Genomic DNA, 13,763 nt, shown 5'->3' with positions numbered 1-13,763 from the left:
GCTTGCCCAGCTTGATGTAGAGCTCAACGGCTCGGATTCGATCTTCGTAGGAATACATGAACTACCTCCCGGTAGTCCAAGTTTTTGTCCGCATCCCCAGTGGGTCACTTCTGCGTGGAAATCAACAGCCTGTGGACAGCGGCAGCCCGGTAATCGCTTTTCAGCTACCTTCGCCTAGCTATCAACATTTGTCAGAAGAGCAAGTTCGCGATTTGGAGAGCATTTTGGGATCGCCCGTTCTTCACACACCAAACCCGAAGTTCATCAATGTCGGACCCAACTGGGCAATCGTTCAGCTAAGCAGCGCAGCGGCTATCTTGGCTTTGCAGCCGGATATGGCACGTCTGGCCGCGTTCAATCAACAGACGAATTCCACCGGCGTAGTGGTGTTTGGCCCCCATGGAGAGAACGAAGCCGCAGCGATAGAGGTTCGCACCTTTGCACCCTTTCATGGCGTAAATGAAGACCCCGTGTGTGGAAGTGGCAATGGAGCGGTTGCAGCATTTCTCAGGGAATCCAAGCAGATCCGAAAGTTCGGCAGTACTTACATCAGCTCACAGGGGGCCGTCGTCGGGCGCAATGGAAGGATTTTCATTGCCTTAGATGGAGACGAATCTATTCGAGTCGGGGGGCAATGCGTGACCTGCATAGACGGGGTAATTGTCCAGCCGCGCTAGTACGACAAGGTTCGCCAGCGTGAGCCAAGTGAGCCGGGAGGGGCGTATCACCAGCTGCGGTGCTGCGTCTGGCAGGCGTTTGAGCATAAGCCGTACTTTCAGCAACCCTACCCAACAGTAGCCTTGGTACTGAGTAGCACCTGGTGCATCCGTCCCGGATACAGCGCAACCCTCAAACTGCTTCCGGCCTCCCTGCGTGCCAGGTTTATTGGTGGGACTTACCACAAGCGTATCCATGGCGTGGAACCTTACCCGCTCCATGTCCCGCAAGGCCTGTTCTCCGGACAATGCGGCTTGCGAAGGCTTCTTCGGTCACCTCAAGAACGAACTGTTCTATCCTCGGAACTGGAAGGGCACGACCATCGAGCAGTTCATTGAAGTGGTCGACTCGTACATACGCTGGTACAACGAGAAGCGGATCAAGATCTCCCTGGGGGCCCTCAGCCCGATCGAATACCGGGTGAGCCTTGGACTTGCGGCATAAAACCAGTCCAAGTTTTTATCCGCACCCCCGGTGGGTTAGGTTTGCTTGGAAATCAACAGATTGCTGCAGCGCTCTTGGAGGAGTTTACGACTTTAGGTCGACAGCCACTTGGCTGAGCAGGGCGCTAGGCCGCATGGATGCTGGGCAGGGGTTTACGACTTTAATTACCCAGAATATTTTTTGCCTTAATTGACTAAATTTATGGACTTTTCTCTTTATAAAAAATAGATTTCAACAATTATTTTTGAGTTATGGGAATTTTCTACAAATTTGACTCATGACTGTTGATCGGAAAGAAAGCTCTGCAGCCCGTAAATAAAACCCCGAGGGTGCCGCGCACTTGTACCGATGGGTTCCAAGCGCCTCAGTTGAGGCGCTTTTTTATTGTCAGTTCACAAGGCTATGGGGGAGTTGGGTGTGCTGCTTCAGGCTGGTTGCAGTCATACACAGCCCGCAAACGAATGAGTACTATCGGCCAAGAGCTGCCTGCGGTTGCAGATGAAAGCGGTCGTTCAACGTTCGAGTTGACCGGCGCGCAACGGCATTGCGCCGCGAGGCGTACGCTCGCCAGCACACCTCGCGGCGCAATGCCGTTGCGTGTCCGTGTCGAACGACCTGTTAGACCGCGTTGCCACGTTATCTCGTCGCCTCATCGACTCTGGCTGCGAGAAGGCTTAGAAGCTGGATGTACTGCATGGCTCGCTCGTCCGGCCCTGTGGGGAATCCGTGACCACCGGGATTCCTCAGCGCCATCACCGCTCCCTCGTAGAGGTGCATCATTCCCTCTTGCTCGTCCAAATCCGAAGCCGTAGCAAGCTCGTTGAACTTCAGGATTGGACTGTTCTTCGAGAACACAGTGCGCATCAACGCCACACCTTCTAGGTCAGTCCGACCAGAACGCTGCTTCACATGCAGCACCAAAGCCTTCCCTGCAGCGAAGAGCGCTTCCCAGGCGTGTCCGCTAGCCACCAGATCCTTCGTCGCCGTGGCAACTACGGGATGAAGCTCTTCGGACGCAGACGGTAGAGAGCACGCTTCAATACGCCTGCGAAGTTCGATGATCTTCTGCTGCAGGCGCTGAATAAGCTCAGAGAGTACGTGGACCATGTAGTCACGCCCACGAAGTCTTGCGAGCGCCACTTCGCCGGCGGACATCCCTACGCGTAGCGGCCCTTGGAGCATCTGAACATTACCAAACTCTTCGAACTCAGGAGAGTCGGTACCGAACACCTCCCGGATGGTGTTCCGAAAGGCTGACTCCTGCACGCTCACGCTCACCCCATTTGCCTCGATGTCACTCTTTAGGCTGGGCGCTCCAAGCGCGTCCATCCGATACATGAGCTTCCGGATGCCCTCCGACAAGTCCTCCTCATTCTTCCACTGCGTCGGCACGTGTTCTCCTTCAACAATACTTGCACGGTCTATGGCTGCCAGAGCTCGGTCAAACCTCTCTGGAGCCCTTTGCGAAAGCTCTCGTAGTTCTTTTTGTCATGTCTCCCCCCGTAGTTGCTGAGCCATGTTTCTGCGCTGCCTAGTTCGGGCAAGAGAAATAGCACTCCGTTTTCAACTTGGATTCTTGACTCGTATCAAGGGGAGCTCCGATTGAAGTGCCGTCGCCGGTCGGATGGCAATTTATCGCTTCCCTTTTTCCGCATTGTCTGCGTAACATGTTGTCACAACTACTTGGATGACACATGAAATTCACGACCGTGCTGCTTACCTCCACTGCAATCATTCTCGGAGGGTGCTCCACCGCTGCAAAAGATATCGCCCCAACATATGTGTCACCGATTCAATATCAATCCTACGACTGCCAGCAGATTGAAGCGGAGAACGCCCGCTTGGTAAATAGAGTCAGCCAACTTGGCGGCCGTCTGGACGAAGCTGCTTCGAACGACAAAGCCATTGGTGTAGTGGGTGCTGTGCTGTTCTGGCCAGCATTGTTTGCTCTGGGCGGAACGAAGAATCAAGAAGCAGAGTACGCGCGAATCAGGGGCGAACACGACGCACTGCAGCAAGCGTCCATTCAAAAGAAGTGCGGTATGCAGCAGGCAAAGGACGCAGCACCCGCTCCGGCGAAGGCAGAAGCTACACAGGTTGCCGCGGAGCCAGCGGCGGTGGCTGCCGAAGACAAGAAGTAAGGGAGAGGCACATGACGAAGGTTGCAATCGCGCTATTTATTCTTTGCGCCGCTCTTGGTGCTCATGCTCATTCAGGCGGGACTGACAGTCAGGGATGCCATGTGGATCACAAGACGGGGACGAAGCACTGTCATTGAATCTGCTGCCGAGTGAGCGTCTCGCACCATCCGTACGAGCAGCTCTTCTAGTAAGCCACCATCCTCGCCACCGTCGGACCCATGACAGGTACGGCCGCACGTAGGCGATGTGAGCGCCAGGGCCACGACGTGGCCACTGAGCAGGTGCGCTCAGGGATGGCCTAGTTCTATGTGAAGTACGGGAAGGAGTGGATTTTTCCGGGGCCCAGACGCAGCAGACCATACGAGTAGCGTTTAAACCAACCATCGTCGGGTGGTGTCCATCTTCCTAGTTGGCTACTATTCCTCGTCGGCCGTGCTACTTGCCGACACCCTCACTTCTTGGGCCCGCCTCGTGCGGGCTTTTTTTAGGGCTGATCTCCTACGTGACCGGGGTTGAGTGCAGCGCTCAATGGAATCTTTCCACAAGGAGCTTCCCATGGCCAGCGAACCTATCGATCACACCATCCCCGAGAAATCACCCGTGCCTCCTGGCGATATGACGCCCAGCAGAGAGACTCCGACGTTTCCTTCGCAGAAGCAGGTTCCGAACAACGATGATGCAGACCCTTTCAAGGGCGAGGTAGAGGATGAGGACGGCGACCCGGTGGGCAAGCCGCCGAGGCTGTGAGCCTGCGCCAATGTTGCTGACTGGATCCTCATCGGTAAGGGGCTGGTCATCCCATCTTGACGTGGGGCTGCTTGCGGTCGCGGAGTCTAGACTTTAGGACTCGACCACAAGCAATGACAACCACATCATCCATCGCCATGCTCACAATCATTCGTTCTGAAGAACCACGCGATGAACCCGCAATCGAGCTTGTCACCATCGAAGCATTCAAGCTTGCACCCCACACGGACCACACTGAACAGTTCATCGTCCGTGAATTGAGGTTGGCCAACGCACTCACGGTATCGCTCGTGGCCGAAGCCAACGAGCAGATCATCGGGCACGTGGCAATTTCACCCGTTCAGATCAGCAACGGAGCTGACTCATGGTTTGGGCTAGGACCCATCTCTGTGCTCCCCGCGCATCAGGGCCAAGGGATTGGCACACAACTCATGGAGGCGGCAATGCAGAAGCTCCATGCGAGATCGGCGAAGGGATGCGTTGTGCTGGGAGACCCCAACTACTACGGCCGATTTGGTTTTGTGCCCGTTGCAGGCCTGGTGCTCCCCGGCGTTCCTGCCGAGTACTTCCAAGCCGTGTTGTTGAACTCTGATACCCCGCAAGGCGAGGTCACGTATCACCTGGCATTTGAAGCAAAGCAGTGAAGCGTCGGCATGGCTCGGATAGAGTGAGCATCGGACGAGATGCACGTTCGTTTGGAGGCCTAAATTGCCACCAAATTGCGCTGCCAATTGTTCGGCAGCAGCTCGCCGATCTGACTGGCGCGCTGCATGGGCAGGCGTGCCATCACATCGCGCAGGTACGCGTAAGGGTCATGCCCGTTCATGCGCGCGGACTGAATCAGGCTCATGACCGCTGCTGCCCGCTGGCCCGCGCGCAGGCTGCCCGCGAAGAGCCAGTTGTTGCGGCCAATGGCAATCGGCCGGATCTGGTTCTCGATCCAGTTGTTGTCCAAGGGCAGTTGCCCGTCGCCCGCGAACCGGGTCAAGGCCTCCCAGCGCCGCAGGCTGTAGTCCAGCGCCTTGGCGCTTGCCGAACCCTCGGGCACCTTCTGGCGTTGCAGCACCATCCACTGGTTCAAGGCATCGAGCAGCGGCTTCGTTTGTTGTTGCCGGATGGCCCGGCGCTGATCTGCGCTGAGCTCCTTGACCTCGCGCTCAATCTCGTAGACCCGCGCGAACTGCTGCAGCGCGAACTCGGCGATCTGGCTCTGGTTCGCCGCGTGCAAGTCGAAGAACTTGCGCCGCGCGTGCGCCAGGCAACCTACCTCGGTCACGCCACTGGCGATCAAGGCCTTGTAGCCGCTGAAGTCGTCACAGGTGAGGCTGCCTCTCCAGTCGCCCAGGAAGCGCCGGGCATGTTCGCCCGAGCGTGATTCACAGAAGTCGTAGACGACCACCTTGGTGTTCTCGAAGGCGCCTGTGGCGTAGGCCCAGAGATAGGCGCGGTGCGTCTTGCCATTGCCCGGTTTGAGCATAGACACCGGCGTCTCGTCGGCATGCAGCACGCGGTGCTGCAGCAGTTCATTTCTCATGGCATCCACCAGCGGCTGCAATTGCACGCCACACGAGCCCACCCATTGAGCGAGTGTGGAGCGCGGGATGGCGAGACCAGCGCGACCAAAGATCGCTTCCTGGCGGTATAGCGGCAGGTGGTCGGCGTACTTGGCCACCAGCACCTGCGCCAGCAGCCCGGTGGTGGGGATGCCTTTGTCGATGATGTGCGGATCGACGGGTACCTGGTGAATGATCTCGCACTTCGCGCAGGCCCACTTGCCCCGGATGTGGCGATCCACCGTGAACACACCGGGCACGTAGTCCAACTTCTCGGCCACGTCCTCGCCGACGCGCTTCATCTGGCAGCCGCACTGGCACATGGTGGATTCGGGCTCATGGCGGATCTCGCGCCGCGGGAGGTTGGCTGGCAGCGGCGCACGCTTGGGAACCTTCTTCTCTTCAACCTTGGCGGGCGCCTGCGCTTCTTGTAGCGCATCGATCTCGGTGGCCACTGCCGCCAGGTCGGCCTCGATCTCGTCTTCGAGCAGGCTCTTCTGCTCGGGATTGAAGCGTTCGGATTGAGCCGCGAACTTCATGCGCTTCAAGAGCGCGTTCTCGTGGGTGAGTTTGTCCAGCAGTGCGCTCTGGTGGCGCAGTTGCGTCATGAGGCGCGTGGTCAGCTCACGCAGCTCTTCTGCGCTCAGGCTTTGCAGGGATTGAGGCTCGACCACCATGGGCATTCACTGTGCCAGCACTGGCGCACGCGCACCATTGGAGCATGCCCCAATTGGCAAACACCGGTCTGTGCGTATTTCGGGCTTCTTGGACATCAAGTTCGACATCGTTGACACCGTGTTCGGCACCGCAGTCAGCGAGCTTCTTTGAGCTCCCTCGAGAACTCCCAGGGGGCCATGCATTGTTGACAACTCACTGATTGGACTGAGTGGTGTCCTTGATCCTGCCAGGCGCCGCAGGCTTGCCTGCACCCCGTCGCTGGCCGCCCCAACCCTCTCTGCCCTTCCAAGCGCAAAGCCAGGCCTCTGCTCTGGCAGTGGTAGGAGTGAGCAGGTGCACTGATCCTCCAATGGCCTGCGCCACATCTACCCCTTTGTCCCCATACAGAACCCGTAGCAAAGCAGGCAGCAGACGGATTTCACCCTTGCGACCAGCAGCTTCCAGCTGTTGCGACCTGTGGGGCCTGTTGACAGTACCCGCGGGCGTCCCGGGGTTAGCGCAAGCCGGTCAAGGCTTAGGCCGCCAATGCTTGCCCAGGGGTGAAACGCGTGCGCACCGCGCCGTATTCCCCCGTCCGCCCAACATTCCGGCACGCAGCAGTCGGTGCCTTGTCGATGGCGTGACAGAAAAACTCTTTGCGTGCTCTGGAATAAACCACGTGCCGGCGCCGTCTGCCCTAGTGTCGGGACCTCTCGGACCCTTCATCCAGCACTCACCCAACCTGCATCGGAGCCCACCATGTTCAAGACTTTCGCTTTCGCCGCCACCGCCCTGACGCTCGCCGCCGGAAGCGTCTTCGCCGCCCCCAGCGACGACGCCCGCACGCACTTCCAGGCCATCGCCTCGGGCGACACCCAGATCGTGATGCGTGCCTATGCCGATCAGGCGCAGCTGAACTGGGTCGGTGGCCCGCTCGACGGCACCTACGCCACCACGGATGCCATCCGCGGCACCTGGGAGAAGTTCGGCAAGGCCGTCGGCCCGCTGAAACTGAACATCGGCTCGATCGAAGAGTCGGCCAACCCCAAGGGCGCCACCGTCTCGGCCAACGTCGTCTTCGAAGGCAAGATGCCCATCAAGGTGCGCTACGTGCTGACCTTCCGTGAAGGCAAGATCGTCAGCGAAACCTGGCAGATCGACCCCAAGCTGGCGGTGGCTGCGGCCTACTGATCGGCACGCAGCGCGGCCCCACGACCCTCAACTCACCGGTCATCACCATGAAGCACCTTCTCAACCTGGCCGCGCTGTCGATCGCCGCGGCTTCCTTCGCCGCGCCGCTCTCCAGCGCCATGGCCGCAGACGCCCCGGCCAAGCTCGTCAACGGCGCGCTGGTCGACGCCAAGGGCATGACGCTCTACACCTTCGACAAGGACGTGGCCGGCAGCGGCAAGAGCACCTGCAACGGCGGCTGCGCCGCGCTGTGGCCGCCAGCCATGGCCGGCGCAACCGACCAGCCCGCTGGTGCGCACACCATCGTCACGCGCGACGACGGCGCGCGTCAGTGGGCCTACAAGGGCAAGCCGGTCTACACCTACCAGGCCGACCAGAAGCCCGGCGACCGTGGCGGTGACAACTTCAAGGACGTCTGGCACATCATCGAGGAATGACATCCATTGGCGACCCACACCCAGTCCCACAGGCCACGACCCACCGATGCAAGACGACGCAAGCCTGCTGAGCTGGGTACCGCGCCTGCGCCGCTATTCGCGCGCGCTGGTGAACAACCGTGACGACGCCGACGACCTGGTGCAGGACACGCTGGAGCGGGCCTGGGCCAAGTCGAGCCTGTGGGGCGAGGTGGCTGACATGCGCGCTTGGCTCTTCAGCATCATGCACAACCTGCACGTCGATGGCGTGCGCCGGCCCAGGCTTCATACCGTGACCATGGACGACGACACGCCTGAAGTGCCGGTGGCGCCGACGCAAGGTGACCGCCTGGCGGTGATGGATCTGCAGGCCGCGCTGGACCTGATGCCCGCCGAGCAGAAGCAAGTGCTCCTGCTGGTGGCGCTGGAAGACATGGCCTATGCCGATGTGGCGCAGGCCCTGGGCATCCCCATCGGCACCGTGATGTCGCGCCTGTCGCGTGGCCGTGAGCGCCTGCGCAGCCTGATGGAAGGCAGGGAAGGCCGCGCCGAACCGGCGCGGCTGAAGGTCGTCAAATGAATGCATTGGAAAGCACCCCATGAATACCGACCGTCCGCCACCGTCCATTCCCCCGGTCACCGAGGCCGACCTGCATGCCTTCGTCGATGGCCGCCTGCCCGCTGAGCGCCAGGTCGAGATCGCCGCTTATCTGGCCGCACGCCCTGAAGACGCGCAGCGCCTGGAGGCCTACCGGGCGCAGAAGCGCGAACTGCACGCCTTGTTCGATCCCGTGCTGGATGAACAGCCGCCGCAGCGCCTGCTGAAATCGGCGCGCCCGCGCGCCGTGCCGCAGACGCCTTGGTACCTCCAGCGTCTGGCCGCTGGGATCGCCATCGCCGTCATCAGCGGCGCGACTGGCTGGGGCTTGCGGGGCGGCCTGCCCGCGGGGGGCGACGATGCCGGCCGCATGGCCGCCGCGGCACCGGCCGAGCGCGGCCTGACGCTGGTATCAGCGGGCGGCTTCGCGCAGCGCGCGGCGGTGGCCCACGCGGTGTACAGCCCCGACACGCGCCGCCCGGTCGAGGTGGACGCGGCGCACGAAGACCAGCTCGTGGCATGGCTGTCCAAGCGCATGGGCGCGCCGATGAAGCCGCCGCACCTGCAGGCCCAGGGTTACACGCTGGAAGGCGGGCGCCTGTTGCCGGGTGGCCAGGGGCCGGTTGCGCAGTTCATGTACCGCAACGAGCTCGGCAGCAAGCTGACGCTCTACGTATCCAACGATGTCGCCGACGTGGGCAGCGCAGCAGGCCCGGGCGCAGCCACCAAGCCAGGGGCGAAGAACACCGACACCGCCTTCCGCTTCGCGCGGGAAGGCACGGTCAATGTCTTCTACTGGGTCGACGGGCCTTTCGGCTACGCGCTCTCATCAGACGCCGACCGCAGCGTGCTGGCGCAGGTGTCGGCCGAGGTCTATCGGCAACTGGGCGCCCCGCGCTGAAGGCAGGGCGGCGTCAGCGCGACGCGCTGTCGGCAGGCGCCAGGGAATGAAACGGCCCGCGCCGCGCTCTTGATGTGAACCAAGCGCTGGGCTGCCGTGCCCGACTGTTCGTACGACTGCCCAGCGCACAGACATCTTCGGTCGATGCCGACAGCCTAGCCCGCGACACCACCGATCACCCCATCCCGACTACGAAAGCACCCATGACCACCCAACGCCGCGACATCCTCAAATTCTCACTGGCCGCCGCGGCAGCCAGCGCGCTGCCCGCAGCACAAGCCCAGGCACCGGCCGCCAGCACAAGCACCAGCACGACCGCGCCTGGCCCCGGCATCGACCCGCGCGACCGCGTCTTCATCACCAACGAAGACTCCAACACGCTCGTCGTCATCGATCCCAAGACCAACACCGTCGAGAGCACGATCAACCTGACCAGCTTCGACGAAGACCCGCGGCCGCCGTTCCGCTACGTCACCGCCGGCGTGGCGCCCACGCACGCGGCGATGATCCACAAGCCGCTGTACCACGGCTGCATCGACGCCCACGGCGCGGTGCCGTCGCCCGACGGCCGGCTGCTGGCCACCAGTGGGCGTGGCTCGAGCAACATCTATCTCATCGATACCGAACAGCGCCGCGTCATCGGCAACACGCCGAACCCGGCCGCCGGCCCCAGCACCAACCCCGAACGGTTGAGCAGCGGCCTGCTGCTGGGCCGCGAACCGCACGAGCCCACCTTCACGCGCAATGGCCGTGAACTGTGGGTCACGCTGCGCGGCGAAGACCGTATCGCCATCCTCGGCGTTGACCAGGCGGTGCGTCAGTTGAAAGGCGCCGACAGCCCGGGTTCAACCGCCATCCGCCAGTTCCTGCCGACGATCAACGGCCCGGCGCAAGTGTGGTTCAACCGCGAGGGAACACTCGCCTTCGTGGCCAGCCAGAAGGTGTCGCAGATCGACGTGTTCCGCGTCAACCCGGGCGCCGACGGCCACAGCCGGCCGCAGCGCGTGACAACCCTGGACATCAGCGCACAGGACAAGCCCGGCTTCACGCCCTTCATGAAGACCACGCCTGACGGCGCCGAGGTGTGGTTCTCGCACAAGCTGGCCGATGCGCTGTCGTGCCGCTCGACGCAGGGCGGCTTCGACCTGATCGACAGCGTGCCGCTGGGCATGGGCGCGCGGCCCAACCACGTCGAGTTCGTCAGCAATGCGCGCGGCAGCGTGGTCTATGCCAGCCTGGCGCGCATCGACGACGGCGGGCCCGGCGGCGTGGCGTCCAGCCCCATCGCCATCATCGACCGCAGCGCCCCCGGCGGCCAGCGCAAGGTGGTGGGTACCTTCTTCAGCCACGGGCGCGAGTCGCATGGGCTGTGGACCAACCCCGAAAACACACTGCTGTACGTGGCGCACGAGCAGGACGAGCTGCCTGGCACGCCCAACGCCGGCCAGACGGTGTGCAGCGCCTTCGACGTCAGCGACCCGCTGCGGCCTGCCTTCATCGCGCAGATCCCTCTGGGCAACCTGGCCCTGCCTTCAGGCGCGTTGCGCAACAAGAAGAGCATCAACCTGGTTTACGTGCGCGTGGGTGCGAAGGGGCAGACCGCATGAACGGCGGGGGAGCCAGCGCCTTCCAGCGCGAGATGGACGAATCGATGACGCGGATGATGCAAGACATGCACGGCACAGGCCACGTGGGCCATGCCGACATCGACTTCCTGGCGATGATGATTCCGCACCACGCCGGCGCCGTCGAGATGGCGCGGCTGGTGTTGCAGCATGGCCGCGACCCGGCCACGCGGCAACTGGCGGAGGAAATCATTGCCGGGCAGACCATCGAGATTGAAAGCATGACGCGGCGGCTGGCGGCTTTGCGGCAAGGGCGCAGCGGCGATGCGGCGGCCGAGTTCCCGTCGCTGGGCGGCACGCGCGGCCCCTAAGGGTCAGCCCTGAGGGTAACTACCAATGATCGGTATGGAATGAGCGGGCGCACCCAGCGCTCTTGATCAACATGCTCTTCCAGTCGGCCGAATCCCGCTACAACCAATGGGTGCGTGAGCACTACCGTTTCCTGCTGCGCAGCGCGTGGGCGTTGACCGGCTCGCGTGCGACGGCTGAAGACGTGGTGCAGGACTGCTTTGCCAACGCCTGGAAACATCGCGAGCAGTTGCGCGATGCAACGCTGGCTCGGGCCTGGCTGTTCCAGATCATGCGTCGCGCGGCCTTCCGCCAGGCTACGCCGGGCATGCAGTCGCTGGACGATGAAGAGCGTCCCGAGCAGGCCGCGCCCGACAGCGGGCTGGACGACAAGCTCGACGTCGTCAAGGCCCTGGCGCGTCTGGCGCCGATGCACCGCGAGGTGCTGGTGCTGTTTTATTTTGACGATATGCCCACCGCCCAGATGGCCGAGGCGCTGGAGATCGCGCCGGGCACCGTGCTGTCGCGCCTGGCGCGCGCGCGCGACGCGCTCAAGCGCGTGATGGGCGTGCCCGTGCAAGCACCCTCAGGCGCGCGCGTGACGCCGCTGAGAAAAACCTCAACATGAAGCTCCGAATCACCACCGAACCCGAGGACAGTGCATTCGACCTGCGCGCCCGCGCCGAGCTGGCGCTGGCCTTCGAAGCCACCGACCCACCGCCTCACCTGTACCGCAAGGCGCAGCCGATGCTGTCGCGACGCGGCTTCCAGCGGTCTGTGCTGGCCCTGCTGCTGGTCGGCAGCGGGACCGGCACCGTCTTGGCGATGCGCCCACCCGAGCTGGTGCGGGGTGCCATCGAGCATGAATATTTTGAGCGCACGCTGCGCGGCACCTTCATGGAACCTGCACCGCTGTTGCAGCACCTGGGGCTTGGCGGCAAACAAGTGGTCCCTGGCTTCCCGCAGTTGATGCGGCCTTGCGACATCGACGGCCACCTTGCCTATCACCTCACCACGTTCTTCGAGAAGGGCGGCATGGTCACCGTGTTTGCTTTCGACAAGGCCGTGGCGCTGAAGGAAGGCGGCGGCTGGTGGGGCAATGTCTACTGGAAAGTCATCACCTCGCGCGACGGCAAGCCGCTGGTGCTGGTTGCGCAAAAGAAACAAGCACTGGCCGTGGCGCAGAACCAGTTCGGCAAGACCAGTGAAACACCTACACCCACATCCACACCCACCACCACCCCCAAGGAGACACGATGAAACAGACCCTGAACTTCCTGCAGCGGCGCCAGTTGCTCGCCGGCAGCGCCAGCGCCGTGGCCGCTGCCGGACTAGCGACTTTTGCGCGCGGCGCCGCCGCTGCTGGCGAAACTCCTGTGGCCAGCGCCACGCTGAAGCCGCTGCCCGCCTACGTGAACTGGAAAGACCCGGCCAGCGTCATCGTGCACAGCAGCACCACCATCGAGACCAAGCGCACGGCCTTCGGCAGCGGTGTCATCACGCCGGCCGAGCAGCTCTACATCCGCAACAATCTGCCTGCGCCAGACGCATCCATCATTGCCGACCGCGACGCCTGGGAAGTGGCCATCGAAGGCGTGAAGGCCCCGCGCACACTGACGCTGCGCGAACTCAAGACCCTGGGCGTGGAGACCACCGCCATGGTGCTGCAATGCTCTGGCAATGGCCGTGGCTACTTCCCCAGCAAGCCCAGCGGCACGCCGTGGCAAGTGGGGGCAGCCGGCTGCGTGATCTGGAGTGGCGTGCCGGTGCGGGTAGTGGCCGAGGCGCTGGGCGGCATGGTGCCGGGCGCAGGCTTCATGACCGGCACCGGCGGCGAGAAGCTGCCCGAAGGGCTGGACCCGCTGAGCATCATCGTTGAGCGCTCGGTACCGGCCGCGGCGATGGCCGATGCGCTGCTGGCGTGGGAAATGAACGGTGTGCCTATCTCGCTGGCCCACGGCGGCCCGCTGCGCCTGATCGTGCCCGGCTACACCGGCGTGAACAACATCAAGTACATCAAGCGCTTGGCCTTCACGGCCAAGGAGACGGACGCGAAGATCATGTCGCACGGCTACCGCATCTCGCCGCCGGGCGGCAAGGGCGACCCCAGCCAACCTTCGGTGCAGGAGATGACGGTCAAGTCGTGGATCAACTCGCCTGGGCCCGACGCAGCCGGCGTGAAAGCCGGTCTGGTGCAGGTGCAGGGCGTTGCCTTTGGAGGGCTGAACGGTGTCAAGCGCGTCGAGGTGTCGCTGGACGGCGGCAAGACCTGGAGCGACGCGCGCTTCGTCGGCCCCGACCTCGGTCGCTATGCCTGGCGCCAGTTCGTGCTGGCTGCCAGGCTGCCCGCCGGCAGCCACACGCTGGCCAGCCGCGCCACCGACTCCGCAGGCAACGTGCAACCCGAGCAGCGGCAGGAAAACGCCGGCGGCTACAACAACACGAGCTGGTCCGACCACGCCGTGAAAGTGACGGTGGCCTGATC

The 13,763-nt window shown here is 62.8% G+C and carries 16 protein-coding genes and 1 pseudogene; 15 read left to right on the top strand and 2 right to left on the bottom strand.

The window, feature by feature from the left end; all coding sequences use genetic code 11:
• Window positions 1–56 precede the first annotated feature (56 nt).
• A complete protein-coding gene (locus tag ASC83_RS23425; RefSeq protein ID WP_082522355.1) occupies window positions 57–677 on the top strand; it encodes a PhzF family phenazine biosynthesis protein in 621 nt (206 codons plus the stop codon).
• Window positions 678–924: 247 nt separating this feature from the next.
• Window positions 925–1,161 (top strand): annotated as a pseudogene (locus ASC83_RS05000) (IS3 family transposase); the annotation flags it as partial.
• A gap of 636 nt (window positions 1,162–1,797) precedes the next feature.
• Here the strand turns inward: ASC83_RS05000 and ASC83_RS04995 are convergent.
• Window positions 1,798–2,553 carry a TIGR02391 family protein gene (locus ASC83_RS04995; RefSeq protein ID WP_056059009.1) on the bottom strand — a complete coding sequence of 252 codons (756 nt, stop codon included), beginning with the start codon at window positions 2,551–2,553 and terminating at the stop codon, window positions 1,798–1,800.
• 302 nt (window positions 2,554–2,855) lie between these two features.
• Here ASC83_RS04995 and ASC83_RS04990 point away from each other — a divergent pair, with 302 nt between their 5' ends.
• The 4 genes from ASC83_RS04990 to ASC83_RS04980 all read left to right on the top strand — a co-directional run bounded on the left by ASC83_RS04990 (window position 2,856) and on the right by ASC83_RS04980 (window position 4,693).
• Window positions 2,856–3,302, top strand: a complete 447-nt coding sequence (locus tag ASC83_RS04990) for a hypothetical protein (protein ID WP_056059006.1) — start codon at window positions 2,856–2,858, stop codon at window positions 3,300–3,302.
• An 11-nt stretch (window positions 3,303–3,313) separates the two neighbouring features.
• On the top strand, window positions 3,314–3,439 hold the full coding sequence (locus ASC83_RS24515) for a YHYH domain-containing protein (protein ID WP_156379441.1): 126 nt from the start codon (window positions 3,314–3,316) through the stop codon (window positions 3,437–3,439).
• Between the two features lie 418 nt (window positions 3,440–3,857).
• Window positions 3,858–4,049, top strand: coding sequence for a hypothetical protein (locus ASC83_RS04985; protein ID WP_156379440.1), 192 nt, complete (start codon window positions 3,858–3,860; stop codon window positions 4,047–4,049).
• A gap of 137 nt (window positions 4,050–4,186) precedes the next feature.
• Window positions 4,187–4,693: a GNAT family N-acetyltransferase gene (locus ASC83_RS04980; RefSeq protein WP_056059000.1), complete on the top strand. Its 507-nt coding sequence runs from the start codon at window positions 4,187–4,189 to the stop codon at window positions 4,691–4,693.
• Between the two features lie 59 nt (window positions 4,694–4,752).
• Here ASC83_RS04980 and ASC83_RS04975 read toward each other — a convergent pair whose 3' ends face one another.
• Window positions 4,753–6,276: an IS66 family transposase gene (locus ASC83_RS04975; RefSeq protein ID WP_369816944.1), complete on the bottom strand. Its 1,524-nt coding sequence runs from the start codon at window positions 6,274–6,276 to the stop codon at window positions 4,753–4,755.
• Window positions 6,277–7,018: 742 nt separating this feature from the next.
• Between ASC83_RS04975 and ASC83_RS04970 the strand changes: the two genes are divergently transcribed.
• The 9 genes from ASC83_RS04970 (at window position 7,019) to ASC83_RS04930 (ending at window position 13,761) form a co-directional block, all read left to right on the top strand.
• Entirely contained in the window at window positions 7,019–7,450 is a 432-nt protein-coding gene (locus ASC83_RS04970; RefSeq protein WP_056058996.1) for a nuclear transport factor 2 family protein, read from the top strand.
• A gap of 47 nt (window positions 7,451–7,497) precedes the next feature.
• Window positions 7,498–7,887 (top strand): hypothetical protein, encoded by a 390-nt coding sequence (locus ASC83_RS04965; RefSeq protein ID WP_056058993.1) that lies wholly within the window; start codon window positions 7,498–7,500, stop codon window positions 7,885–7,887.
• A 46-nt stretch (window positions 7,888–7,933) separates the two neighbouring features.
• Window positions 7,934–8,446 (top strand): RNA polymerase sigma factor, encoded by a 513-nt coding sequence (locus ASC83_RS04960; RefSeq protein ID WP_056058991.1) that lies wholly within the window; start codon window positions 7,934–7,936, stop codon window positions 8,444–8,446.
• Window positions 8,447–8,465: 19 nt separating this feature from the next.
• The gene (locus ASC83_RS04955) at window positions 8,466–9,365 is read left to right on the top strand and encodes an anti-sigma factor (RefSeq protein WP_056058988.1); all 900 of its coding nucleotides are present in this window, start codon (window positions 8,466–8,468) and stop codon (window positions 9,363–9,365) included.
• Between the two features lie 203 nt (window positions 9,366–9,568).
• Window positions 9,569–10,972: a YncE family protein gene (locus ASC83_RS04950; RefSeq protein WP_056059015.1), complete on the top strand. Its 1,404-nt coding sequence runs from the start codon at window positions 9,569–9,571 to the stop codon at window positions 10,970–10,972.
• Window positions 10,969–11,301 (top strand): DUF305 domain-containing protein, encoded by a 333-nt coding sequence (locus ASC83_RS04945; protein ID WP_056058985.1) that lies wholly within the window; start codon window positions 10,969–10,971, stop codon window positions 11,299–11,301. The genes ASC83_RS04950 and ASC83_RS04945 overlap by 4 nt, the downstream gene beginning before the upstream one ends.
• 71 nt (window positions 11,302–11,372) lie before the next feature.
• Entirely contained in the window at window positions 11,373–11,906 is a 534-nt protein-coding gene (locus ASC83_RS04940) for an RNA polymerase sigma factor (RefSeq protein ID WP_056059012.1), read from the top strand.
• Window positions 11,903–12,538 carry a hypothetical protein gene (locus ASC83_RS04935; RefSeq protein ID WP_056058982.1) on the top strand — a complete coding sequence of 212 codons (636 nt, stop codon included), beginning with the start codon at window positions 11,903–11,905 and terminating at the stop codon, window positions 12,536–12,538. The genes ASC83_RS04940 and ASC83_RS04935 overlap by 4 nt, the downstream gene beginning before the upstream one ends.
• On the top strand, window positions 12,535–13,761 hold the full coding sequence (locus tag ASC83_RS04930) for a sulfite oxidase (protein WP_056058980.1): 1,227 nt from the start codon (window positions 12,535–12,537) through the stop codon (window positions 13,759–13,761). The genes ASC83_RS04935 and ASC83_RS04930 overlap by 4 nt, the downstream gene beginning before the upstream one ends.
• Window positions 13,762–13,763: the final 2 nt, after the last annotated feature.

Origin of the sequence: Acidovorax sp. Root402, assembly GCF_001425125.1 — a bacterium.
Taxonomy (GTDB): Bacteria; Pseudomonadota; Gammaproteobacteria; order Burkholderiales; family Burkholderiaceae_C; genus Acidovorax; species Acidovorax delafieldii.
This window is presented reverse-complemented; position numbering and strand designations above follow the sequence as displayed.